At 61.5% G+C, this 22,229-nt stretch carries 28 protein-coding genes; 10 read left to right on the top strand and 18 right to left on the bottom strand.

Features of this window, described 5'->3' with window-relative positions:
* Nucleotides 1-72: 72 nt before the first annotated feature.
* Complete coding sequence (gene mtgA, locus ODQ19_RS16345) at nt 73-795, bottom strand: monofunctional biosynthetic peptidoglycan transglycosylase (RefSeq protein WP_330210629.1); 723 nt, start codon at nt 793-795, stop codon at nt 73-75.
* Between the two features lie 74 nt (nt 796-869).
* Between mtgA and ODQ19_RS16340 the strand changes: the two genes are divergently transcribed.
* From ODQ19_RS16340 to trmB, 4 genes are all read left to right on the top strand, one after another.
* The gene (locus tag ODQ19_RS16340) at nt 870-1,244 is read left to right on the top strand and encodes a DUF423 domain-containing protein (protein ID WP_054897582.1); all 375 of its coding nucleotides are present in this window, start codon (nt 870-872) and stop codon (nt 1,242-1,244) included.
* Nucleotides 1,245-1,323: 79 nt separating this feature from the next.
* Nucleotides 1,324-1,524: a sulfur carrier protein ThiS gene (gene thiS / locus ODQ19_RS16335; protein ID WP_020301926.1), complete on the top strand. Its 201-nt coding sequence runs from the start codon at nt 1,324-1,326 to the stop codon at nt 1,522-1,524.
* 54 nt (nt 1,525-1,578) lie between these two features.
* Nucleotides 1,579-2,373, top strand: a complete 795-nt coding sequence (locus tag ODQ19_RS16330; protein WP_014720334.1) for a thiazole synthase — start codon at nt 1,579-1,581, stop codon at nt 2,371-2,373.
* Between the two features lie 9 nt (nt 2,374-2,382).
* On the top strand, nt 2,383-3,108 hold the full coding sequence (trmB, locus tag ODQ19_RS16325) for a tRNA (guanosine(46)-N7)-methyltransferase TrmB (RefSeq protein WP_003195101.1): 726 nt from the start codon (nt 2,383-2,385) through the stop codon (nt 3,106-3,108).
* A 138-nt stretch (nt 3,109-3,246) separates the two neighbouring features.
* On the opposite strand, the gene ODQ19_RS16320 is transcribed toward trmB, so the two are convergent.
* From ODQ19_RS16320 to ODQ19_RS16280, 9 genes are all read right to left on the bottom strand, one after another.
* Nucleotides 3,247-3,570, bottom strand: coding sequence for a DUF3392 domain-containing protein (locus ODQ19_RS16320; protein ID WP_003195099.1), 324 nt, complete (start codon nt 3,568-3,570; stop codon nt 3,247-3,249).
* Nucleotides 3,571-3,589: 19 nt separating this feature from the next.
* Complete coding sequence (gene hemW, locus ODQ19_RS16315; protein WP_330210628.1) at nt 3,590-4,792, bottom strand: radical SAM family heme chaperone HemW; 1,203 nt, start codon at nt 4,790-4,792, stop codon at nt 3,590-3,592.
* Nucleotides 4,789-5,385 carry an RdgB/HAM1 family non-canonical purine NTP pyrophosphatase gene (gene rdgB, locus ODQ19_RS16310; RefSeq protein ID WP_330210627.1) on the bottom strand — a complete coding sequence of 199 codons (597 nt, stop codon included), beginning with the start codon at nt 5,383-5,385 and terminating at the stop codon, nt 4,789-4,791. The genes hemW and rdgB overlap by 4 nt, the downstream gene beginning before the upstream one ends.
* Nucleotides 5,382-5,816, bottom strand: a complete 435-nt coding sequence (locus ODQ19_RS16305; protein ID WP_032894709.1) for a DUF4426 domain-containing protein — start codon at nt 5,814-5,816, stop codon at nt 5,382-5,384. The genes rdgB and ODQ19_RS16305 overlap by 4 nt, the downstream gene beginning before the upstream one ends.
* A 21-nt stretch (nt 5,817-5,837) precedes the next feature.
* Entirely contained in the window at nt 5,838-6,458 is a 621-nt protein-coding gene (gene metW, locus ODQ19_RS16300) for a methionine biosynthesis protein MetW (protein ID WP_003195091.1), read from the bottom strand.
* 7 nt (nt 6,459-6,465) lie between these two features.
* On the bottom strand, nt 6,466-7,605 hold the full coding sequence (metX, locus tag ODQ19_RS16295; protein ID WP_116667656.1) for a homoserine O-succinyltransferase MetX: 1,140 nt from the start codon (nt 7,603-7,605) through the stop codon (nt 6,466-6,468).
* Nucleotides 7,606-7,808: 203 nt separating this feature from the next.
* The gene (locus tag ODQ19_RS16290) at nt 7,809-8,396 is read right to left on the bottom strand and encodes a YggT family protein (protein WP_003195087.1); all 588 of its coding nucleotides are present in this window, start codon (nt 8,394-8,396) and stop codon (nt 7,809-7,811) included.
* Nucleotides 8,397-8,421: 25 nt separating this feature from the next.
* Nucleotides 8,422-9,240, bottom strand: coding sequence for a pyrroline-5-carboxylate reductase (gene proC / locus ODQ19_RS16285; RefSeq protein ID WP_330210626.1), 819 nt, complete (start codon nt 9,238-9,240; stop codon nt 8,422-8,424).
* Nucleotides 9,241-9,273: 33 nt separating this feature from the next.
* Complete coding sequence (locus ODQ19_RS16280; protein WP_116667659.1) at nt 9,274-9,960, bottom strand: YggS family pyridoxal phosphate-dependent enzyme; 687 nt, start codon at nt 9,958-9,960, stop codon at nt 9,274-9,276.
* A gap of 57 nt (nt 9,961-10,017) precedes the next feature.
* Between ODQ19_RS16280 and ODQ19_RS16275 the strand changes: the two genes are divergently transcribed.
* A complete protein-coding gene (locus ODQ19_RS16275; protein ID WP_330210625.1) occupies nt 10,018-11,052 on the top strand; it encodes a type IV pilus twitching motility protein PilT in 1,035 nt (344 codons plus the stop codon).
* A gap of 140 nt (nt 11,053-11,192) precedes the next feature.
* Here the strand turns inward: ODQ19_RS16275 and ODQ19_RS16270 are convergent, their stop codons facing one another.
* The gene (locus ODQ19_RS16270) at nt 11,193-11,831 is read right to left on the bottom strand and encodes a C40 family peptidase (protein WP_330210624.1); all 639 of its coding nucleotides are present in this window, start codon (nt 11,829-11,831) and stop codon (nt 11,193-11,195) included.
* A 249-nt stretch (nt 11,832-12,080) separates the two neighbouring features.
* Between ODQ19_RS16270 and ODQ19_RS16265 the strand changes: the two genes are divergently transcribed.
* A complete protein-coding gene (locus ODQ19_RS16265; RefSeq protein WP_020301920.1) occupies nt 12,081-12,509 on the top strand; it encodes an NINE protein in 429 nt (142 codons plus the stop codon).
* Nucleotides 12,510-12,641: 132 nt separating this feature from the next.
* On the opposite strand, the gene ODQ19_RS16260 is transcribed toward ODQ19_RS16265, so the two are convergent.
* From ODQ19_RS16260 to gshB, 7 genes are all read right to left on the bottom strand, one after another.
* Nucleotides 12,642-13,913: a dihydroorotase gene (locus tag ODQ19_RS16260; RefSeq protein WP_014720326.1), complete on the bottom strand. Its 1,272-nt coding sequence runs from the start codon at nt 13,911-13,913 to the stop codon at nt 12,642-12,644.
* Nucleotides 13,910-14,914, bottom strand: a complete 1,005-nt coding sequence (locus tag ODQ19_RS16255; RefSeq protein WP_014720325.1) for an aspartate carbamoyltransferase catalytic subunit — start codon at nt 14,912-14,914, stop codon at nt 13,910-13,912. Before ODQ19_RS16255 ends, ODQ19_RS16260 begins: the two co-directional genes overlap by 4 nt.
* 24 nt (nt 14,915-14,938) lie before the next feature.
* Nucleotides 14,939-15,445: a bifunctional pyr operon transcriptional regulator/uracil phosphoribosyltransferase PyrR gene (gene pyrR, locus ODQ19_RS16250; protein WP_116667662.1), complete on the bottom strand. Its 507-nt coding sequence runs from the start codon at nt 15,443-15,445 to the stop codon at nt 14,939-14,941.
* A 148-nt stretch (nt 15,446-15,593) separates the two neighbouring features.
* A complete protein-coding gene (ruvX, locus tag ODQ19_RS16245; RefSeq protein ID WP_003195067.1) occupies nt 15,594-16,031 on the bottom strand; it encodes a Holliday junction resolvase RuvX in 438 nt (145 codons plus the stop codon).
* Entirely contained in the window at nt 16,031-16,600 is a 570-nt protein-coding gene (locus ODQ19_RS16240; protein WP_060763957.1) for a YqgE/AlgH family protein, read from the bottom strand. Before ODQ19_RS16240 ends, ruvX begins: the two co-directional genes overlap by 1 nt.
* 48 nt (nt 16,601-16,648) lie before the next feature.
* On the bottom strand, nt 16,649-17,554 hold the full coding sequence (locus ODQ19_RS16235) for an energy transducer TonB (protein WP_034133983.1): 906 nt from the start codon (nt 17,552-17,554) through the stop codon (nt 16,649-16,651).
* Nucleotides 17,555-17,631: 77 nt separating this feature from the next.
* On the bottom strand, nt 17,632-18,585 hold the full coding sequence (gene gshB / locus ODQ19_RS16230) for a glutathione synthase (RefSeq protein ID WP_003195061.1): 954 nt from the start codon (nt 18,583-18,585) through the stop codon (nt 17,632-17,634).
* Between the two features lie 239 nt (nt 18,586-18,824).
* Between gshB and pilG the strand changes: the two genes are divergently transcribed.
* The 4 genes from pilG to ODQ19_RS16210 are packed head-to-tail and all read left to right on the top strand — an operon-like array spanning nt 18,825 to nt 22,228.
* Nucleotides 18,825-19,232 (top strand): twitching motility response regulator PilG, encoded by a 408-nt coding sequence (gene pilG / locus ODQ19_RS16225; protein WP_014720321.1) that lies wholly within the window; start codon nt 18,825-18,827, stop codon nt 19,230-19,232.
* 46 nt (nt 19,233-19,278) lie between these two features.
* Nucleotides 19,279-19,644, top strand: coding sequence for a twitching motility response regulator PilH (gene pilH / locus ODQ19_RS16220; protein ID WP_014720320.1), 366 nt, complete (start codon nt 19,279-19,281; stop codon nt 19,642-19,644).
* An 11-nt stretch (nt 19,645-19,655) separates the two neighbouring features.
* Entirely contained in the window at nt 19,656-20,180 is a 525-nt protein-coding gene (locus tag ODQ19_RS16215) for a chemotaxis protein CheW (RefSeq protein WP_330210623.1), read from the top strand.
* Nucleotides 20,177-22,228 (top strand): methyl-accepting chemotaxis protein, encoded by a 2,052-nt coding sequence (locus ODQ19_RS16210; protein ID WP_014720318.1) that lies wholly within the window; start codon nt 20,177-20,179, stop codon nt 22,226-22,228. Before ODQ19_RS16215 ends, ODQ19_RS16210 begins: the two co-directional genes overlap by 4 nt.
* The last annotated feature ends 1 nt before the right edge of the window (nt 22,229 follow it).

Here is a 22,229-nt window from a genome sequence, read left to right as displayed (position 1 = left end):
TGCCAGTTTGCAGATAAGTTGGCTGACCTGCCCTCATCGCAGGCAAGCCAGCGGCCACAGTCCCGTATTGTGTCAGTCGGACCAGGGTGCCTTTCGAGAGTTGTTCAGCTCCACCAGATAACCCTCCCCACCCAACTGGCTCATCTGCTGGCGAATCCACGCCGCTCGCCGCGCTACATAAGCCGTCGGATGACTGGCACTCCACACCCGTGGATTGGGCAACACCGCCGCCAGGTAACTGGCCTGCTGCCGCGAAAGCCCCTTGGCACTCACGCCAAAATGGTGCCGCGCCGCCGCCTCTGCGCCAAACACGCCTTCATCCCATTCCACGCTGTTGAGGTACACCTCAAGAATCCGCTGCTTGGGCCACAACACCTCGATCAAGCCGGTAAACCAAGCCTCCAGGCCTTTGCGCAAATAGCTGCGGCCGGCCCACAGGAACAGGTTTTTCGACACCTGTTGGCTCAGGGTGCTGGCACCGCGAATCGAGCCGCCGCGCTCGTTGTGCAGGATCGCCGCCTGGATCGCGCCGAAATCAAAACCCCAGTGTTGTGGGAAACGCTGGTCTTCACCGGCCATCACCGCCACTTTGAGGTCGTCGGAGATTTTATCCCACGGCACCCAGCTGCGCTGCAGGTCGATAGGCTCACCGTCGACCCATGACTCGACCTTGCGCTCCACCATCAGCGCAGTGAACGGTGGCGGCACCACACGAAACAGCAGCACCAGCAACACACTGCCGATGGCAAACCATTTCACGACGTTGAGAAAGCGCTTGAAGAGGACACGCAGCATAGAGATGGCTTGGCCGAACCCGTTGAGCGGGCCATTATACAGACCCTGCCCGATGAGTCTGACTGGAGTTCCCCATGCTGCGTAGCTTTCTGATGCTGGCTGCCTTTTTCGGCTTTACCGGTGTCGCCCTGGGCGCGTTCGCCGCCCACGGCCTGAAAAACCGCCTGAGCACCGACTACCTGGCGATCTTCCATACCGGCGTGACCTACCAGTTGGTGCATGCCCTGGCACTGTTCGGCGTGGCCTTGCTGGCGGCGCATATTCCGGGCCGACTGGTCACTTGGGCGGGTATTTCGTTTACCGTCGGCATCCTGCTGTTCTCGGGCAGCCTGTATGTGTTGACGATGACCGGCATCAGCAAACTGGGGATCATCACGCCGTTTGGCGGGCTGGCGTTCCTGCTTGGCTGGTTCTTCCTGGGCCTGGCGGCGTGGCGCTTGCAGCTTTGACCGCTTGACGCTTGGAGCTGACCTTCAGGTTCCAATCGCGCTAGAATGCGGGCCCCTAAAAACGATGGCGGCCCGTGGCATGCGCATTCAGTTGAACGGCGAACCCTTTGAACTGCCCGACGGCGAGACCGTTGCGGCCCTGCTGACCCGCCTGGACCTGACCGGGCGTCGCGTCGCAGTGGAGCTCAACCTGGATATCGTCCCGCGTAGCCAGCACGCCGAGACTGCGCTCACCGAAGGTGACCAGATCGAAGTGGTCCACGCCATCGGCGGCGGCTAGCCCGCCACGGGCGCAACGCATTCTGCAGAACCTCATCCAACCAGAGGATTTCCCATGAGCATCGTTCGTAGCGACAAGCCTTTCGTCCTGGCCGGTCGTACCTACCAGTCCCGCTTGCTGGTCGGCACCGGCAAGTACCGCGACATGGAAGAAACCCGCCTGGCCATCGAAGCCTCGGGTGCCGAGATCGTCACCTTTGCCGTACGCCGCACCAACCTCGGTCAGATCGAGGGCGAGCCGAACCTGCTCGAAGTGCTGTCGCCGGAGCGCTACACCTTCCTGCCGAACACCGCTGGCTGCTACGACGCCATCGAAGCCGTGCGCACCTGCCGCCTGGCCCGTGAGCTGCTCGACGGCCACAACCTGGTGAAGCTGGAAGTGCTGGCCGACCAGAAAACCCTGTTCCCCAATGTGATCGAAACCCTCAAGGCCGCCGAAACCCTGGTCAAGGAAGGTTTTGACGTGATGGTCTACACCAGCGATGACCCGATCATCGCCCGTCAGTTGGCAGAAATCGGCTGTATCGCGGTGATGCCGCTGGCTGGTTTGATCGGTTCCGGCCTGGGCATCTGCAATCCGTATAACCTGCAGATCATCCTTGAAGAAGCCAAGATCCCGGTGCTGGTGGATGCGGGCGTGGGCACTGCCTCCGACGCAACCATCGCCATGGAACTGGGCTGCGACGCGGTGCTGATGAACTCGGCCATCGCCCACGCCCAGCAACCAATCATGATGGCCCAAGCCATGAACCACGCCATCGTCGCGGGCCGCCTGGCCTACCTCGCCGGGCGCATGCCGAAAAAACTCTATGCCAGCGCCTCTTCGCCGCTGGATGGTCTGATCAAGTAAGAGCTATTGATGACTGAATCAAACGAAACGCCGAACACCGTGGAAGAGGGCGACGAGTCCAAGCACCGCCGTATCAAGAGTTTTGTGATGCGCGCCGGCCGCATGACCGAAGGCCAGCAAAAGGGCCTGGAACAGGGCACGCCGCTGTTCGTACTGCCCCTGGCCGACGCGCCGGTGGACTATGACCAGGTGTTCGGCCGTTCGGCCCCGCGCTCCCTGGAAATCGGTTTCGGCATGGGCCATTCCCTGCTGGAAATGGCCGCAGCCGCGCCGGAGCAAGACTTCATCGGTGTGGAAGTCCACCGCCCAGGCGTTGGTGCACTGCTCAATGGTGTGCTGACCCAAGGCCTGAAAAACCTGCGGGTCTACGACTGCGACGCGATTGAAGTGCTCAACCGCTGCATCGCCGACAACAGCCTCGACCGCCTGATGCTGTTCTTCCCGGACCCGTGGCACAAAGCCCGTCACCACAAGCGCCGTATCGTCCAGGCCTCCTTCGCGGAGCTGGTGCGCAGCAAGCTCAAGGTGGGCGGCATCCTGCACATGGCCACCGACTGGGAACCGTACGCGGAATACATGCTGGAAGTGATGAACGTCGCGCCTGGCTACCGCAACCTGGCCGAAGACGGCAAATGCGTGCCACGCCCGGCCGAGCGGCCGATCACCAAGTTCGAACGCCGCGGCGAGCGGTTGGGGCATGGGGTGTGGGATCTGAAGTTCGAGAAGCTGGCTTAAACAGTCATCCGCTTGAAACGCAATCAAATGTGGGAGCTGGCTTGCCTGCGATAGCATCACCTCAGTATCACTGATACACCGAGGTGTCTGCATCGCAGGCAAGCCAGCTCCCACATGTGTTTTGTAGTGCCTGCTGCGTCAGCGGCGGTCAGCAACGACGCCAATCAACACCAGCACCACGATCAACACCGGCGCCAGGCTGTAGTTATTGAACTGGCTCAATCCCCGCACAATCCACGGCGTAGCGTAGATCAACGCCGCACCGCTGCCGATCAGGCACAGCAGGGCCATCAAGGGTACGCGCAAGGCGCCCGCGATGCTGCCCAGGCGCGCTTCGACCCAGCCCTTGATGTCGGCGCCGAACAGCACCAGCAAACAGCCCACAAGGGCCAATGAGATTTCCGATAGGTTGCTACGGCTCCAGCGGGATACGGTGGCGAGCAGGTCGAGTACCAGATCCATTCGATTTCCTTAAGAGCGATCAGCTCAAAAACGTCTGCAACAGGTCATTGAGAAAGAGTTGCCCGCGATCGGTGGCCGCCAGGCGTGACGGTTCGACCTGCATTAATCCACTTTGTTCTGCCTCGCGGCGGCCTTCGTCGAGGCTCGCCAGGTCAAGGCCGGTGCGCTCGGCGTAGAGCGTGGCATCAACCCCTTCGGTGAGGCGCAGCGCGTTCATCAGGAACTCGAACGGCAGTTCATCGTTAGTCAGTTCTTTCGCGCCGGCCTGGAAGCTTTTGGCCGGGTTGAGGTAGTCCTTCGGTGCACGGGTTTTCCAGGTGCGGATGATGCGCCCGTCCGGGTGGCTGAGTTTGCCGTGGGCGCCGGCGCCGATGCCGATAAAGTCGCCAAAGCTCCAGTAATTGAGGTTATGCCGCGCCGGCCGCCCCGGTTGGGCGTAGGCCGAGACTTCATATTGTGCGTAACCGTGTTCGGCGAGCAGTGCCTGGCCGGCTTCCTGGATATCCCACAGCGTGTCGTCTTCCGGCAGCGCGGGTGGCTGGTTCCAGAACACGGTGTTGGGTTCCAGGGTCAGTTGGTACCAGGACAGGTGCGTCGGCTTGAGTGCAATGGCCTGGCGCAGGTCGCCCAAAGCGTCCTCCAGGGACTGGTTGGGCAAGCCGTGCATCAAGTCCAGGTTGAAGTTATCGAACCCGGCCTGGCGCGCCATGCCGGCGGCGCGCACGGCTTCATCGCCGTTGTGGATACGGCCCAGGGCTTCGAGCTTGTCTTGCTGGAAGCTCTGGATGCCGATGGACAGGCGATTGATCCCCAGCTTGCGGTACGCCACGAACTTCTCTTGTTCGAACGTCCCGGGGTTGGCTTCCAGGGTGATCTCGATATCGTCGGCAAACGGGATGCGCGCTTGAACGCCCTTGAGCAGGCGGCCCAGTGCAGCAGCGCTGAACAGGCTGGGCGTGCCGCCGCCGAAGAAGATCGAACTCAGCTTACGGCCATACACGGCGTGCAGGTCTTGGTCCAGGTCGGCCAGCAGGGCGTCCACATACTCTTCTTCCGGCAGCACCTTGCTGGCAGTGTGGGAGTTGAAGTCGCAATACGGGCATTTGCGCACGCACCACGGGATATGGATATACAGCGCCAGGGGCGGCAAATGGGGCAGGGCCGCCCGTGGTGTTTGCGCGCCACCGTGGATCAGCGGCTGCGCAGAGGTGTTCTGGGTCATTTCAAGCCCAGGCGCTGGCGCAGCAACGCCATGGCGCGGGCGCGGTGGCTGATCTGGTTCTTGTCGGCCGGGCTCAGTTCGGCGCTGGAGACATTGCGCTCCGGCACCCAGAACAGCGGGTCATAGCCAAACCCATGCTCACCGCTGGCCGCCTGCAGGATGCGACCGTGCCACAGGCCTTCGCACAGGATCGGCAGCGGGTCATCGGCATGTCGCACCAGGGCCAATACGCAAACGAACTGCGCACTACGCTCGGCCTCCGGCACGTCCTTGAGGGCGTCGAGCAGCTTGGCGTTGTTGGCAGCGTCGCCCTGGCCGTCGGCGTAACGGGCCGAGTAGATGCCAGGGGCGCCGCCGAGGAAATCCACGGCCAGGCCCGAATCGTCCGCCAGGGCCGGCAGGCCGGAGATACGCGCGGCATTGCGGGCCTTGAGGATGGCATTCTCGACGAACGACAGGCCAGTCTCTTCCGGTTCGACCTGGCTGAACTCGCCGATCGAACGCAGTTGTACAGAGTCGCCAAGCATGGCTTGCAGTTCTTTGAGTTTGCCGGCGTTGTGGCTGGCGAGTACGAGTTGAGTAAGGTTCATCATTGGGCTGGGAACAGTTCTTGGTTGAATTGGAAGCCGTGGGCCTTGCCGCCGGTTTCAACGTTGATGGTGAAGGTCTTGTATTCCCGTTGCGTCACGGTGTAGGGCGCAAGGTAGCTAATGCCGCCTTTTTCTTCTATCTGCTTGAACGTCAGGATCTCGCTTTTGCCGCCCAGGTCCTTGATGGTACCGGTGACTTGCGCGGCCACTGGGCTTACGCCCTTGATCACGGTCACGTTGATCAAACCCTTCTCCTTGCTGCGCACCACGCCGACTTTTTGGGCGGTCTCGGGTGGCAGGAAGCTTGAAGTGAAGGTGTTGTAATGAACGGTGATATCGCCGAAGTCTTTTTTGCGATTAGCGTCAATAGTGTCGGCGGCCATGGCGCTGGCGCCCAGGCATGCGGTCAATAGAAAAATAGCCAAACGACTCATGAACGTCCCTCTTGAAGATGATTAGACGGCAACTTTGTGGTCGGTCAGGCCAGGACTGCTGACCCGGTAGATACCAATTTCGCCCAACAGGTTGGGCCATAGCTTACTCGCCCAGCCGTGGCGGTGCTGTTGATCGACGGCAAGGCGGTTGATCACCTTGGCTTCACGCTCGCCACACAGGGCTTCGAAGTCTTCGAAGGTGCAAAAGTGGATGTTAGGCGTGTTGTACCAGGTGTACGGAAGGAAGTCGGAGACCGGCATGCGCCCCTTGGTGGCCAGGTACCAGCGGCAGCGCCAGTGGCCAAAGTTGGGGAAAGTGATGATGCACTGGCGGCCCACGCGCAGCATTTCGTCGAGGATGCGGTCCGGGTAGTGCACCGCTTGCAGGGCTTGGGTCATCACCACGATATCGAAGCTGTTGCTGGCAAAGTTGCCCAGGCCCTTGTCCAGGTCCTGCTCGATCACGTTGATGCCCTTGGCCACGCACTGGGCGATGTTGTCCGGGTCGTTTTCCAGGCCGTAGCCGGTGACTTGCTTGTGGTCGCGCAGCCAGCTCAGCAGTTCGCCGTCGCCGCAGCCCAGGTCGAGCACGCGGCTGCCGGCGGGGATCCAGTCTTGGATGATTTCCAGGTCGGCTCTCATGGCGTTCTCACAGTGCGATTCGGTTCATGTAGTTGCTAAAGGCCTGCAGGTAACGCGGGATCGGAATCAGGAAGGCGTCGTGGCCTTGCGGTGCGTCGATCTCCAGGTAGCAGACGTCTTTCTTGGCGGCCATAAGGGCATCCACCAGCTCACGGGAGCGGGCCGGCGAGAAGCGCCAGTCGGTAGTGAATGACATCACGCAGAACTTGGCCGTGGCGTGCTCGAAGGTTTTCGCCAGGTCGTCGCCGTGGTTGGCGGCCGGGTCGAAATAGTCCAAGGCCTTGGTCATCAGCAGGTAGGTGTTGGCGTCGAAACGCCCCGAGAATTCCTCGCCCTGATAACGCAGGTAGCTTTCCACCTGGAACTCGACGCTGTGGAAGTCGTAGTTGAGCTTCTCGCTCTTGAGGCCACGGCCGAATTTCTCACCCATGGAATCGTCGGACAGGTAGGTAATGTGGCCGACCATTCGTGCCAGCATCAGGCCGCGCTTGGGGATCACTCCGGCTTCCTGGAACGAACCGCCGTGAAACTCGGGGTCGGTGAGGATGGCCTGGCGTGCCACTTCGTTGAAGGCGATGTTCTGCGCCGACAATTTGGGCGCCGAGGCGATGGCCAGGCAATGACGCACGCGGTCCGGGTATGTGATGGTCCATTGCAGGGCCTGCATGCCGCCCAGGCTGCCGCCAATCACGGCGGCCCACTGGCTGATGCCCAGCAGGTCGGCGAGGCGTGCCTGGCTATGCACCCAGTCCTCTACCGTCAGCACCGGGAAGTCGGCGCCGAACGGCTTGCCGGTTTCCGGGTTGAGGCTGCTGGGGCCGGTGGAGCCGTTGCAGCCTCCGAGGTTGTTCAGGCTGACCACAAAGAACTTGTTGGTGTCGATGGGCTTGCCGGGGCCGATGCAACTGTCCCACCAGCCGGGCTTGCGGTCGTCAACGCTATGGAAGCCGGCGGCGTGATGATGGCCGGATAAGGCATGGCAGATCAGCACGGCGTTGCTCGCCGTGGCGTTCAGTTGGCCGTAGGTTTCGTAGATCAGGTCGTAGGCTGGCAACGAACGGCCGCAGGCCAGGGCCAGCGGTTCGCGAAAGTGCGCCACTTGTGGCACGACCAGTCCAACAGAATCGGGGGGGAAGGCAGTTGGCATCGACCCTGCTCTCGTTTAAATGAGGCGTAAGTCTAAAGAGCGGGGACCCTAGCGGCAAGCAATGGTCGGGGTTAGCGTGATCGTTCCCACGCTCCGCGTGGGAATGCCTCTTTGGACGCTCTGCGTCCTGCCCTGGTGAAGCGGAGCATCACGGGCTGCATTCCCACGCAGAGCGTGGGAACGATCTACAGGTCTTGGCTGAATCAGATCAGGCCAAACAACTCTTTTGGCATGTACGCAAAGTACGCCAGGCGCGGAATCACCCAGCTTTGCAGCAGCTGAATCACGATAAACGCGAAGATCGGCGAGATATCCAGGCCACCCAGGTTCGGGATCAGGCGACGGAAGGGTGCCAGCACTGGCTCGGTGATTTGAGCCACCAATTCGGCACCTGGGCTACGGCTGCCCGGTGCGACCCAGGAGAGGATCACGCTGATGATCATCGACCAGAAAATGATCTTCAGGAACAGCGAGAATATCCCGATCAGGCCCCATGGCAACAGCAGCACGGTGAAGGCCTGGTAGCCATTGAGCATCAAGATCACCACGAACAGCAAAATCTGCAGCAACAGCGCCAGCACCAGCGACGACATGTCCAGGCCGAACAGGCTCGGGATCACTCGGCGCAGCGGCTTGAGCAGCGGTTGGGTAGCCTTCACCACGAACTGGCACAGCGGGTTGTAGAAGTTCGCGCGCACCAGTTGCAGGATAAAGCGCATCAGCACGATCAGCAGGTACAGGCTGCCCAAGGTCTGGATGATGAAAATGGCAGCGTCATTGATTCCGAGCATGTTTGATTACCTTGGTAAGGGACGACTATTTGCCCAGTTGCTCAGCCATCTCGGCTGAGCGGTGCGCGGCGGCACCCAGTGCTGTTTCCACCAGAGCTTCAAAGCCCCCGGCCTGGAACGACTCGATGGCCGCTTGTGTGGTGCCGCCCGGTGAGGTGACGCGACGGCGCAGTTCGGCGGCATCCACTTCGCTGCCGACCGCCATTTTCGCGGCGCCCAGAGCGGTTTGTTCCGCCAGTTGTTCGGCCACGTCGTGGGGCAGGCCCAGCTTGACGCCGGCGGCCGTCATGGCCTCGATCAACAGGAAGAAATAGGCCGGGCCGCTGCCGGAGACGGCGGTGACCGCGTCCAGTTGCTGTTCCTGCTCCAGCCACACGGCGATGCCCACCGCAGACAGCAGTTCCTGGGCCTGGTCACGTTGCTGCACGGTGACTTCGCCGGTGGCATACAAACCGCTGACGCCCTGGCGCAGCAGCGCTGGGGTGTTGGGCATGCAGCGCACGATGGGTTGGGCACCGAGCCAGTGGGTCATGCTGGCACAGGTGATGCCCGCGGCAATCGACACCACCAATTGGTGAGGTTGCAGGCTCGGGCGCAGGCTCTCGCACACAGCCTTCATGGCCTGGGGCTTGACCGCCAGCACGATCACATCGACGCCGTGGATGGCCTCGGCGTTATCGGCGAAGGTCTGGATGCCGTGTTCGGCGCTGACGCGCTCGCGGGTCTCGACGCCCGGGTCGCTGGCGCGGATCTGCTCGGCGTCCAGGCCCTTGGCCCGCAGGCCACCGATCAGGCTGGCCGCCATGTTACCGGCGCCGATAAAGGCAATACGCGTGTTGCTCATGACAGGTCCTTATTTTGAGGGATGTCAGCCATTTCACGGCTGGCCGTAGTCGCGGGCGCCAAACAGGGCGGTACCGATCCGCACCCAGGTGGCGCCTTGGGCAATGGCCGACTCTAGGTCGTGGCTCATGCCCATGGAAAGTGTGTCCAGCGCCAGGTTCAAGCTGGCTTGCAAGTCGCGCACCGTGGCAAACGCGGCATCCTGTTCCGCCCGGTCTTGCGTCGGCTCGGGAATCGCCATCAAGCCCCGCAGCTTCAAACGCGGCAGGGCGCTGATCGCAGTGGCCAGGGCCGGCAGGTCGGCGGGTGTGCAGCCGGACTTGCTGGCTTCGCCGCTGATATTGACCTGGATGCAGATATTGAGCGGCGGCAGGTCGGCCGGGCGTTGTTCGGACAGGCGTTGTGCGATTTTCAGACGGTCCACGGAATGCACCCAAGCGAAGTGCTCGGCGATGGCGCGAGTCTTGTTCGATTGAATGGGGCCGATGAAGTGCCAACTCAAGGGCAGGTCGGTTAAATCCGCCTGTTTGCCCAGGGCTTCCTGCAGGTAGTTTTCGCCAAAGTCGCGCAGCCCGGCGGCATAGGCTTCGCGCACTGCCTGCGCGGGTTTTGTCTTGCTCACGGCCAGCAGGTGGATGCTGCTTGCGTCACGTTGCACGGCGTCGGCTGCGGCGCGGATGCGCTGGCTAACCAAGCCGATGTTGTCTGCTATCGTCGACATTCAAGATGCGCCCGTGGATATGGAGTCCGCGGCATTCTACTGGAAATGGAAAGCCCTATGGATATCACGCAATTGCTGACGGCCAGCGTAAGCCGAGGCGCCTCAGACCTGCATCTGTCAGCCGGCCTGGCACCGATGCTGCGCATCGATGGCGAGGTTTGGCCCCTGGATGGGCCGGCGCTGAACGCTACCCAAGTGGTCGACTTATTGAGCCCTTTGCTGAATAAACATCAACAAAAGGATTTCGAAACATCTCTTGAAACGGATTTTGCCTTCGAGTTACCAGGCGTCGCCCGGTTCCGGGCGAACGTGTTCCGCCAGGATCGCGGCGTGGGCGCGGTGTTCCGGGCTATTCCAACCGAGATCAAAAGTCTGGAAGACTTGGGGTTGGGCGAGGTTTTCCAGCGTATCGCCCAGTTCCCTCGCGGGCTGGTACTGATCACCGGGCCTACGGGCTCGGGCAAGTCCACCACCCTGGCGGCGATGATCGACTACCTGAACGGATATCGACGCCAGCATATTCTCACGCTGGAAGACCCCATCGAGTTTATCCACAGGCCGAAAATGGCCCTGGTCAACCAGCGCCAGGTGCACCGTGATACCCATAGTTTCTCGGTGGCCCTGCGTTCGGCCCTGCGCGAAGACCCTGATGTGATCCTTGTGGGTGAGCTGCGCGACCTGGAAACCATCCGCCTGGCGCTGACGGCAGCAGAGACCGGGCACCTGGTGTTCGGCACCCTGCACACCTCGTCGGCGGCAAAGACGATAGACCGGCTGGAGGATGTCTTCCCGGCCGGGGAAAAGGCCATGGTGCGCTCGATGCTGTCGGAGTCGTTGCAGGCGGTGGTGTCCCAGGTGTTGGTGAAGAAGGTGGGCGGTGGGCGTGTGGCGGCCCATGAAATCTTGCTGGGCACCCCGGCGATTCGTAACTTGATCCGCGAAAACAAGGTGGCGCAGATGGTTTCGGCTATTCAGACCGGTGGGGCGTTGGGGATGAAGACCCTGGATATGAGTTTGAAGGCGTTGGTCGGCGCGGGGCTGGTCAGCCGGGAAGAGGCGCGGGAGAAGGCGAGGGTACCGGCAGATATCTAGATCGGCAGGTCGGCCCGGAAACAAATGTGGGAGCGGGCTTGCTCGCGAATACGGTGTGTCAGACGACGAATAGGCTGACTGATATACCGCATTCGCGAGCAAGCCCGCTCCCACATTCTCTACTGCATTGCAGTGTTAAATCAGCGCTGCACGATCCGCAGGTTGCTCTTCTGCTCTTTAGGCAGTACCCGCTTGGCGATCACGTAGTTTTTGTTCCAGAACGGCTTTTTCAGCGTGTCGATGCTCACTGACTTGCCACGGCGCGGTGCGTGGATAAAGCGGTCATTGCCCAGGTAGATGGCAACGTGGTTGACCTGACGGCTCTTGAGCTTGAAGAACAACAGGTCGCCCGGTTTCAGGTCCTTGCGGTCTACCTTCAACCCATGGCCGGCCGCCATGGCGTTGGAGGTGCGTGGCAGGTCCACCGCTTTTACATCGTTAAATGCATATTTCACCAGCCCGCTGCAGTCGAACCCTTTACTTGGGCTGCTGCCGCCCCAACGATAAGGTGTACCGAGCACGTTGACGGCACGGCTCAAGACGTTGCTGCTTTGCTTGGTGTTCACGGCCAGCTGGGTGGAAAGCGCTTTGCCGTTGGCCTTGCTCAGTTGAGTCGGGCGGTTGACAGTCGGCTTTGCCGTTTTGGCAGTGCTGGGCGTGCTATGGACTTTAGGGGTGAAACCGTTAACGTTCGGAAGTCGTTGCTCACGATTGGTGGCGTGGGCGGCCAGTGGCATTAATAGGCAAATGGTTAGCCATGTCTTGAAAAATGGTCGCATTAGGCGTGGCTCTTATGGGTTTGCGCGCAACTTTATAACAGCTTTTTGTGCTGTTCTCAGGCCGTTTGTCGACTGAACCTTGAGGTCAAATTCAGGAAAAACGCGACGATTCGCCGCAATTGTCCTACACAAGGCAGGCGGTACAAGGCTTTGAGGGCAGGAAGATACCATTTACCGTACGTCGGGCGCCCGTAAAAAAGTCACAAAGAAAATGAAAAAATTTATCTATCGAAGCAAAAGAGGTCCTTCATGAACACCTATCAACAGGTTGGTCAGCAGCACGACACCCACAGTAAGGCGATTGGTTACCTGCTGTGGATTTTCGGTTTTACCGGGGCTCATCGCTTTTATTACGGCAAGCCCGTGACCGGTACGATCTGGTTTTTCACTTTCGGCTTGCTGGGTATTGGCTGGCTGATCGACTTGTTCCTGATCCCGGCCATGGACCGTGAGGCCGACCTGCGTTTTACCGCTGGGCCCATCGAATACAACGTGGCCTGGATTCTGTTGGCATTCCTGGGCGTGTTTGGTGTGCACCGTATGTATCAGGGCAAATGGATCACCGGCCTGATCTACCTGCTGACCGGTGGTTTGTTCCTGATCGGGGTGTTGTATGACTTCTGGACGCTGAACACGCAGATCTCGATCCGCAATGCCGAGCGCAACAGCGGGCGCTGAATTCCTAGGCATACACATAAGCAAGTGTGGGAGCGGGCTTGCTCGCGAATGCAGTAGATCAGTCAAATAAATGTCGACTGACACTCCGCATTCGCGAGCAAGCCCGCTCCCACAGTTTTTTGCGTGCCCGCTTCAAGCCTGGTAGCTGATCCGCCCATCCATCAAGGTATACCGCACCGTCGCCGGCAGGCTGTGGCCGATGAACGGGCAGTTTTCGCCTTTGGACAACCAACGCTCCCCGGCCACCGTCGAGCTTGCCAGGTCGAACAGCACCAGGTCTGCCGGCGAGCCCACTGCCAGTTGGCCTGCCGGCAAGCGCAGGGCCTCGGCCGGGCCGGCGCTCAGGCGCGACAGCAGTGTCGGCAAGTCCAGCAAGCCGTCTTCCACCAGCGTCATCGCCAATGGCAGCAACAACTCTACGCTGCTGATGCCCGGCTCGGTCGCACCAAACGGTGCCAGCTTGGCGTCTCGCTCGTGAGGTTGGTGATGGCTGGAAATCGCCGACACCACACCCGACTTCACCGCCGCACGCAAGCCGTCACGGTCTGCCTTGGTGCGCAGCGGGGGTTGTACGTGGTACAGGCTGGAGAAGTCGATCAGCGCCTCATCCGTCAGGATCAGTTGGTACAGGGCGACATCCGCGGTTACCCGTAAGCCACGGGCCTGGGCCTGGGCGATCAAAGCCACGCCCCGGGCGCTGGTCAACTGGCTGAAATGCGCACGCACGCCGCTTTGTTCCACCAGCAACAGGTCACGGGCGAGGGCCACGGTTTCTGCGGTTTCCGGAATGCCCGGCAGGCCGAGGAAGCTCGCCACTGCGCCTTCATGGGCCAGGCCGCCTTCGGCCAGGTCGCGGTCTTGGGAATGGAAGATCACCGTCAAGTCGAACGTGGCCGCGTATTCCAGGGCGCGGCACAAGGTGCGTGTGCTGCGAAAGCTTTCCAGGCCATTGCCGAAAGCCACGCAACCCGCGTCACGCAGGGCGATCAATTCGGCGAGTTGTTCGCCATCCAGGCCCTTGCTCAAGGCGCCAATGGGAAACACTTTGCAATTGCCGGCTTCGCGGGCGCGGTCAAGGATCAGCTCGGTCACAGCAGAAGTGTCCAATACCGGCTTGGTATTGGGCGGGCAACACAGGCTGGTCACGCCACCGGCTGCCGCGGCTTGGGTTTCGCTGGCGATGTTGCCTTTGCGACTGTAGCCCGGTTCACGCAGGGCGACATTCAGGTCCACCAGCCCAGGTGCGGCCACCAGGCCCTTGGCGTCAATGCTCTGGCCGGCGTTGAAGCCTGCGGGGGCGGCGCCGATGGCGACGATCTTGCCGGCGTCCAGGTGTAGATCGGTAACTTGGTCCAGGCCACTGGCCGGGTCGATGACTCGGGCGCCGAGAATGCTGAGCTTCACTGGGCCTGCTCCTGCTCGAATTGACGTTGCGCGGTTTGCCCGCTCATGGCCATGGACAGCACGGCCATGCGCACGGCGATGCCGTAGGTCACTTGGTTGAGAATCACCGATTGTGGGCCGTCGGCCACCGCCGATTCAATTTCCACGCCACGGTTGATCGGCCCCGGGTGCATCACGATGGCATCCGGCTTGGCCTTGGCCAGGCGCGCCGTGGTCAGGCCGAACAGGCGGTAGAACTCACCTTCGCTGGGCAACAATCCCCCAGCCATGCGCTCGCGCTGCAGGCGCAACATGATCACCACGTCCACATCCTTGAGGCCCTCGGCCATGTCGGTGTAGACCTTCACGCCATACTGTTCGATACCGATGGGCAACAGGGTCTTGGGCGCGATCACGCGGATATCCGGGCAACCCAGGGCCTTGAGAGCCAGCATGTTCGAACGTGCCACCCGCGAATGCAGGATGTCGCCGACGATGGCCACCGAGAGGTTTTCAAAGCTGCCCTTGTGCCGACGAATGGTGAGCATGTCGAGCATGCCCTGGGTCGGGTGCGCGTGACGGCCGTCGCCGCCATTGATGATCGCCACGTTCGGGCACACATGCTCGGCGATGAAATGCGCAGCGCCGGAGTCGCCGTGGCGTACCACGAACATGTCGGCCGCCATGGCTTCCAGGTTGCGCAGGGTGTCGAGCAGGGTTTCGCCCTTGCTCGCCGACGAGGTGGACACGTTCAGCGTGATCACATCGGCCGACAGCCGCTGGGCCGCCAGTTCAAAGGTGGTGCGGGTGCGGGTGGAGTTCTCGAAGAACACGTTGCAGATGGTTTTGCCGCGCAACAGCGGGACTTTCTTCACTGCCCGGCCACCGACTTCCAGGAACGAGTCGGCGGTGTCGAGGATTTCGGTGAGCAACTCGCGGGGCAAACCGTCGAGGGACAAGAAGTGTTGCAACTGGCCCTGAGCATTGAGCTGCAGCGGGCGCTTGGCATCTAGAGGCGTCATCGCGGGGACTCTTTACAAGGCGGTTTAAAGGGCAAGGTCTTGCAGTTCGAGTTCGAGCGGCGTGGGACCGGACAATTTTACCCGCTGCTGGGGGGCAAGCGACAGGGTCGCGCCCACGACGTCCGGGCTGATCGGCAGTTCGCCGGCATCCAGGTCCAACAGGCACACCAGGGTGACGCTGGCCGGGCGGCCATAGTCGAACAGCTCGTTCAGGGCGGCGCGGATGGTGCGGCCGCTCATCAGCACGTCGTCGATCAGTACCAGGTGCTGCCCTTCGATCTCGAAGGGCAGGGCCGATGGGCGCACTTGTGGATGCAGGCCGTTCTGGCTGAAATCGTCGCGGTAGAAGGACACGTCCAGGGTGCCCAGAGGCGAATCGCTACCCAGTTCTTCCAGCAATGCCTGGGCCACCCACACGCCACCGGTGCGTATGCCGATAAAACGCGGTTCGCTGATGGCACGGTGTTCCAGGTGCGCCTTGAGGCGTATCGCCATCTGGCTGATCAGTTCGGCAGGGTTCGGCAAGCTCATGGTGGCTCCTTGTTAAGTGTGTAGGAGCGAGCTTGCTCGCGAAAAACGTCAACGATAACGCGTGAAAACCTGCAAGTGCGCGGTGCCTGTGAGTTCTTCGCGAGCAAGCTCGCTCCTACAAAAACGGCATAGCAGCAAGCCGCGTCAGTCAGGATTCAAATAAAGCGGTGTTTTCATCCAGCCAGCCCTGCAACAGCAAGGCGGCGGCGATGGCGTCCACCGGGTTGTCGCGGTAACTGCCTTTTTGCCCACCACGGTCACGGCGCTCACCCTTGGCTTCAAAGGTGGTGAGGCGTTCGTCGTGGGTATAGAAGGGCAGGTTGTAGCGGCCATTGAGGCGGCGCGCAAATTTCTCGGCGCGCAGGCACATGTCGCTCGGGGTGCCATCCATGTTCAGGGGCAGGCCGACCACCACCGCGTCAGGCTTCCACTCTTTAATCAGGGCTTCGACCTGGTTCCAGTCCGGCACGCCGTTCTGGGCCTTGAGTGTGCACAGCTCGCGGGCCTGGCCGGTGATGACCTGGCCAACCGCTACGCCGATCTGTTTGGTGCCGTAGTCAAAACCGAGGATCAGACGCAAAGCCATCAGGCGTGCCCCGCCTGGCTGGTCAGCAGGCTGAGGTTGACCCGCAGCTTGGCTGCTGCCGCTTCCAGGCGCAGTTCGCTGGCGGTGTTGAACAGGATGTCAGCGTCGAACGGGCAGGTCAGCCAGGCATTGCTGGCCAGTTCGGCCTCCAACTGCCCGGCTTCCCAACCGGCGTAGCCCAAGGTGATCACACTTTGCTCAGGGCCGACGCCGTCGGCGATGGCGAACAGCACGTCCTGGGACGTGGACAGTGACACCCCCTCGAGGTCTACCGTGGCCTGGAACGTCGGCCCGGTGGGGTGCAGCACAAAACCGCGATCGGTCTGCACCGGCCCGCCGATGTAGATCGGCACACCCTGGCAGCGGGCCGGCGGGTCGATTTCCGGGCGCAGTTGCTCAAGGATATCGGCCAGGTTCAGCTCCTGCGGGCGGTTGACCACCAACCCCATGGCACCATTGGCCGTGTGCTCGACAATGTAGGTCAAGGTCTGCGCAAAGTTCGGGTCGGCCATATGGGGCATGGCGATCAGGAATTGGTGCTTGAGGTAGGTCGGGCTGACGTTTTTCATGTCCGCTAGTGTGGCGTTGGAGGGGCGAACTGACAAGTGCGGGCGCGATCAGTTGCTGGACAACCGGTCGCCCTTGGCAAACCGCCAGGTGCGGATGATTTCCAGGCGGTCCACGTCATTCAAGTCGCCGCTGAACGGCGCAAAGGGCGCGGCCAGACGCACGATGCGTTGCGCGGCCTGGTCCAGCAGCGGCTGGCCGGAGGACTCCAGCACCTGCACTTCATACAGCGAGCCGTCACGGTTGATCGACACCAGCAAGCGCAAGTTGCCATAAATCTGCTGGCGTCGTGCCTCGTCCGGGTAGTTGAGGTTGCCGATGCGTTCGACCTTCTTGCGCCACTCGTCCTTATACCAGGCGCCTTTGTCGCGCATGGTCGAGGCCGCGTTCAGGCGGTAGATGCGCGGGCGCTTGGCATACAGCTGTTGTTCATGGGCCAGTTCGGCTTCGAGGCTGGAAATTTCGTCGGACAGCGTCGAACTGTCGAACGTCGGCGCAGGTTTCACCGGCTCGGGTTTGGGTTCGGTCTTGGCCTTTTCGCGCTGGGTCGGGGCTTTTTGCGGCTTGGGCGCGACGGTGGCTACCGCGGCCTTGGGCGTGGCCTGCTTGACCTCGGGCTTTGGCGCCGGCGGCGGGGTGACCTTCTTGACCTGGTTGTCATGGAAGGGCGCCACTTCGGTGGTCTTGGGCACGGCTTTCTTGTCGAGGGTGCCGCTGCCTTGCTGGTTGTCCTGGGCGAGAAAGTCAGCCTTTTCGGGCTTCTTTTCGCTCTTGAACGTGGCGAGGGTGATTTCCAGGGTCTTGGTGATCTGCTTGGGTTCCACCAGGGTGAACCCCACGCCCAGGAGCAAGGCGAGGTGAATCAGCGCAGCGAGAAACAGGGTAAAACCGAGACGATCAGCCGGGCGCACGCCGCTATGGGTGAATTCGGGGGGCAGATCGGACGGGAGTGTCATGACAAGAAAACCAACATCGCGCGTTTCACAGGTGGCGCATGATAACGCAATGTTGGTGTGTGTCCGGCTGTTCTATGTCACTTGGCTTTTAGCTTGCGCTCAATGGCGGCCATCAGCATTTCGCCGATATTCGTGCCAAATGCATTGTCGATCTCGCGAATACAGGTCGGGCTGGTGACGTTGATTTCGGTGAGGTTCTCACCAATTACGTCGAGTCCGACAAACAGCAGGCCTTTTTCCCGCAGGGTCGGGCCGACTTGAGCGGCGATCCAGCGGTCCTTGTCCGACAACGGCCGCGCTTCACCGCGACCACCGGCGGCCAGGTTGCCACGGGTCTCGCCGGCTGCCGGGATACGCGCCAGGCAGTAATCTACCGGTTCGCCGTCAATCATCAGGATGCGCTTGTCGCCGTCCTTGATTGCCGGCAGGTAGGCCTGGCCCATGATCTGCTGGGTGCCCAGGGCGGTCAGGGTTTCGAGGATCACCGACAGGTTCGGGTCGCCGGCGCGGTGACGGAAGATCGAGGTGCCGCCCATGCCGTCCAGCGGCTTGAGGATCACGTCGCCATGCTTGGCGGCGAATTCACGCAGTACATCGGCGCGGCGGCTGACCACGGTCGGTGGCGTGCACTGCGGGAACAGGGTGGCGAACAGCTTTTCATTGCAGTCGCGCAGGCTTTGCGGCTTGTTGACGATCAGCACGCCGGCCCGTTCGGCCTGCTCCAGCAGGTAGGTGGAATACACAAACTCCATGTCGAACGGCGGGTCCTTGCGCATCAGGATCACGTCGAGGTCGCTCAGCGGGCTGTCGATTTCGTCAGAAAGCTCGAACCACTTCTCGGGGTTGGCGAACACCTGCAGCGGGCGCATGCGTGCGCGGGCCTCGCCGTCACCCTGGTAAAGATCGCGCTGCTCCATATAGAACAAGGTCCAGCCGCGGGCCTGGGCGGCCAGGAGCATGGCCAGCGAACTGTCCTTTTTATAGGAAATGCTGGCGATAGGGTCCATGACAATGCCGACGCGAACGCTCATGGGGGATTTCCTCTAGCAAATTGGGGCGCATAAAAGTGGCGTCAGAGTGGCGCTGCGGCTGTTGTGGGTCAAGGAAAAACCACTGGGCGGGTGCCTCGATAGATTGCGCCAGGAGACTGTGCTAAAAAGGCTGGCACGGCGCAGCAGCCCTTGTATTCCAAGGCTTGCGGCGTTCATCCTGTGCAACATCAGGCAGTACACACCGAAAACCGATTCGCTGTGGCGATGGTAGAGCAGATATGGAACAGCATTCCAACGCCTTGAAGGTGATGGTGATCGACGATTCGAAAACGATTCGCCGCACCGCCGAGACGCTGTTGAAGAACATGGGGTGCGAGGTCATCACGGCGATCGACGGTTTCGACGCCCTGGCCCGTATTGTCGATCATCACCCGCACATTATCTTTGTCGACATCATGATGCCGCGCCTGGATGGCTACCAGACCTGCGCCCTGGTGAAGAACAACCCGGCGTTCAAGTCGATCCCGGTGATCATGCTGTCCTCCAAGGATGGCCTGTTCGACAAGGCCAAGGGACGCATTGTGGGTGTCGATCAATTTTTGACCAAGCCTTTCAGCAAGGAAGAACTGCTGGGGGCGATCAAGGCTTATGTGCCTGGGTTCGCCGCAGTAGAACAAGCACACTGACGCCGCCTCACGAGGGCTGGCGCCGACCAATGTAGCGGGGAAAACCATGGCACGTGTTCTGATCGTCGACGATTCGCCGACTGAAATGTACAAACTCACCGGCATGCTGGAAAAGCATGGCCACCAGGTGCTCAAAGCCGAAAACGGCGCGGACGGCGTGGCCCTGGCCCGCCAGGAAAAGCCCGACGCGGTGCTGATGGATATCGTGATGCCCGGCCTCAACGGCTTCCAGGCCACGCGCCAGTTGTCCAAGGAGCCGGAAACCAACGGTATCCCGATCATCATCATCACCACCAAGGACCAGGAAACCGACAAGATCTGGGGCGCACGCCAGGGCGCCAAGGACTACCTGACCAAGCCTGTGGATGAAGAGACCCTGATTGCCACCCTGAACAAGGTGCTGGCCGGCTAAGGCTTGCGATCATGACCGAGTCGCAAACCGCCTTCGAGCTGCTGCTGGACATCGACCGCCGCTGCCGCTTGCTGGCCGCGGACCTGCCGTCCCAGGAAACGCGCCTGCAACGCTGGAGCGGCATCGCCTTCCGCGTAGGGCCAAACGCCTACGTGGCGCCCATGGGCGAAGTCGCCGAGGTGTTGCATGAGCCGCGCTGCACCTTGATGCCGGGGGTTAAACCTTGGGTCAAGGGCGTGGCCAACTTGCGCGGGCGCTTGCTGCCGGTGATGGACCTGGGCGGTTTCCTGGGCCTTGAGTTGTCCAGGGTGCGCAAGCAACGGCGGGTGCTGGTGGTGGAGTTCAACGACCTGTTTGTCGGGCTGCTGGTAGACGAGGTGGTAGGCATGCAGCATTTCCCATTGGACGCCTGGGTGGCGAGCGCCGCCTCGAGCGCGCCGTTTATCCAGGGCCAGTTCGACGGCGAGCCGCAGTGGCAAGTCTTCAGCCCCTTCGCCCTGGCCCAGGCCCCTGGCTTCATGGATGTTGCCGCATGAGCACCGCTACCACGCCCAAACCCCAGGCCGCTTCGCGCAGCCGTTCGCAGATCATCGTGCTGTTTATCGCCTTGATCGTGTTCATCATGTTGCTGTTCGCCAACTTCGCGTACCTCAACACCCAGTCCACCTACGATAAACAGTACATCGGCCACGCAGGTGAGCTGCGCGTGCTGTCCCAGCGCATTGCCAAGAACGCCACCGAGGCCGCTGCCGGAAAAGCGGCGGCGTTCAAGCTGCTGGGCGATGCGCGCAACGATTTTGCCCAGCGCTGGGGCTACCTGAAAAAAGGTGACCCGCAAACCGGCTTGCCGGCGGCGCCCAGTGCGGTGCGCGCCGAAATGCGGGCGGTGCAGACCGACTGGGAGGCGTTGCTGAAAAACACCGACGCCATCCTGGCCAGCGAGCAGACCGTATTGTCGTTGCACCAGGTGGCGGCGACCTTGGCCGAAACCGTGCCGCAACTGCAGATCGAGTCGGAAAAGGTCGTGGATATCCTGCTGCAACGCGGCGCCCCGGCCAGCCAAGTTGCCTTGGCCCAACGCCAATCGCTGCTGGCCGAACGTATCTTGGGGGCGGTCAACACTGTGCTCGCGGGGGATGAAACCGCCGTGCAGGCTGCCGACGCCTTTGGCCGCGATGCCAACCGTTTTGGCGTGGTGCTCAATGGCATGCTCAACGGCAACCCGGGGCTGCGTATCACTCAGGTCGAAGACCCGGACGCCCGTGCGCGGCTGGCGGACATCGCCGAGCTGTTCGAATTTGTCTCTGGCTCCGTGGATGAAATTCTCGAGACTTCGCCACAGTTGTTCCAGGTGCGCGCCTCGGCGAGCAATATTTTCAACCTGTCGCAAACCTTGCTCGATGAAGCCTCGCACCTGGCCACCGGTTTTGAAAACCTCGCCAGCGGGCGCAGCTTCGACACCATCGGCGGTTACGTGCTGGGCTTGCTGGCGCTGGCCTCGATCATCCTGATCGGCCTGGTCATGGTGCGCGAGACCAACCGCCAACTGCATGAAACCGCACAGAAGAACGAGCGCAACCAGAACGCGATCATGCGCCTGCTGGATGAAATCGAAGACCTGGCCGACGGCGACCTTACCGTCACCGCCTCGGTCACCGAAGACTTTACCGGCACCATCGCAGACTCCATCAACTATTCGGTGGACCAACTGCGCGATCTGGTCGCCACCATCAACCTCACTGCCGGGCAGGTCGCCGGTGCGGTGCAGGACACCCAGGCCACCGCGATGCACCTGGCCCAGGCGTCGGAGCATCAGGCCCAGCAGATTGCCGAAGCGTCCACGGCAATCAACCAGATGGCGCAGTCCATCGACCAGGTGTCGGCCAACGCGGCCGAATCCTCGGCAGTGGCTGAGCGCTCGGTGGAGATCGCCAACAAAGGCAACGAGGTGGTGCACAACACCATCCACGGCATGGACAACATTCGCGAGCAGATCCAGGACACCGCCAAGCGCATCAAGCGTTTGGGCGAGTCGTCCCAGGAAATTGGCGACATCATCAGCCTGATCGACGACATCGCCGACCAGACCAATATCCTCGCCCTCAACGCCGCGATCCAGGCCAGCATGGCCGGTGACGCCGGGCGCGGCTTTGCGGTGGTGGCCGATGAAGTGCAACGGCTGGCCGAGCGCTCCTCGGCGGCCACCCGGCAGATCGAAACCCTGGTGCGCACCATTCAGGCCGACACCAACGAAGCAGTGATCTCCATGGAGCAGACCACCACCGAAGTGGTACGCGGTGCGCGCCTGGCCCAGGACGCCGGGGTGGCGCTGGAAGAGATCGAAGGCGTGTCCAAAACCCTGGCGGCGCTGATCCAGAGTATTTCCAACGCGGCGCAGCAACAGACCTCATCGGCGGGGCAGATTTCCCTGACCATGAACGTGATCCAGCAGATCACCACCCAGACTTCGTCGGGTTCCACCGCCACCGCCGAAAGCATTGGTAACCTGGCGAAGATGGCCAGCCAGTTGCGCAGGTCGGTGTCGGGTTTCACCTTGCCGCCGCCCAAGCAGGTCGATGATTGAA

Origin of the sequence: Pseudomonas sp. AM4(2022), assembly GCF_036346515.1 — a bacterium.
Classification (GTDB): domain Bacteria; phylum Pseudomonadota; class Gammaproteobacteria; order Pseudomonadales; family Pseudomonadaceae; genus Aquipseudomonas; species Aquipseudomonas paracarnis.
Note: the sequence above shows the minus strand (reverse complement) of the source record. Positions and strands in the feature narration are given on the sequence as shown.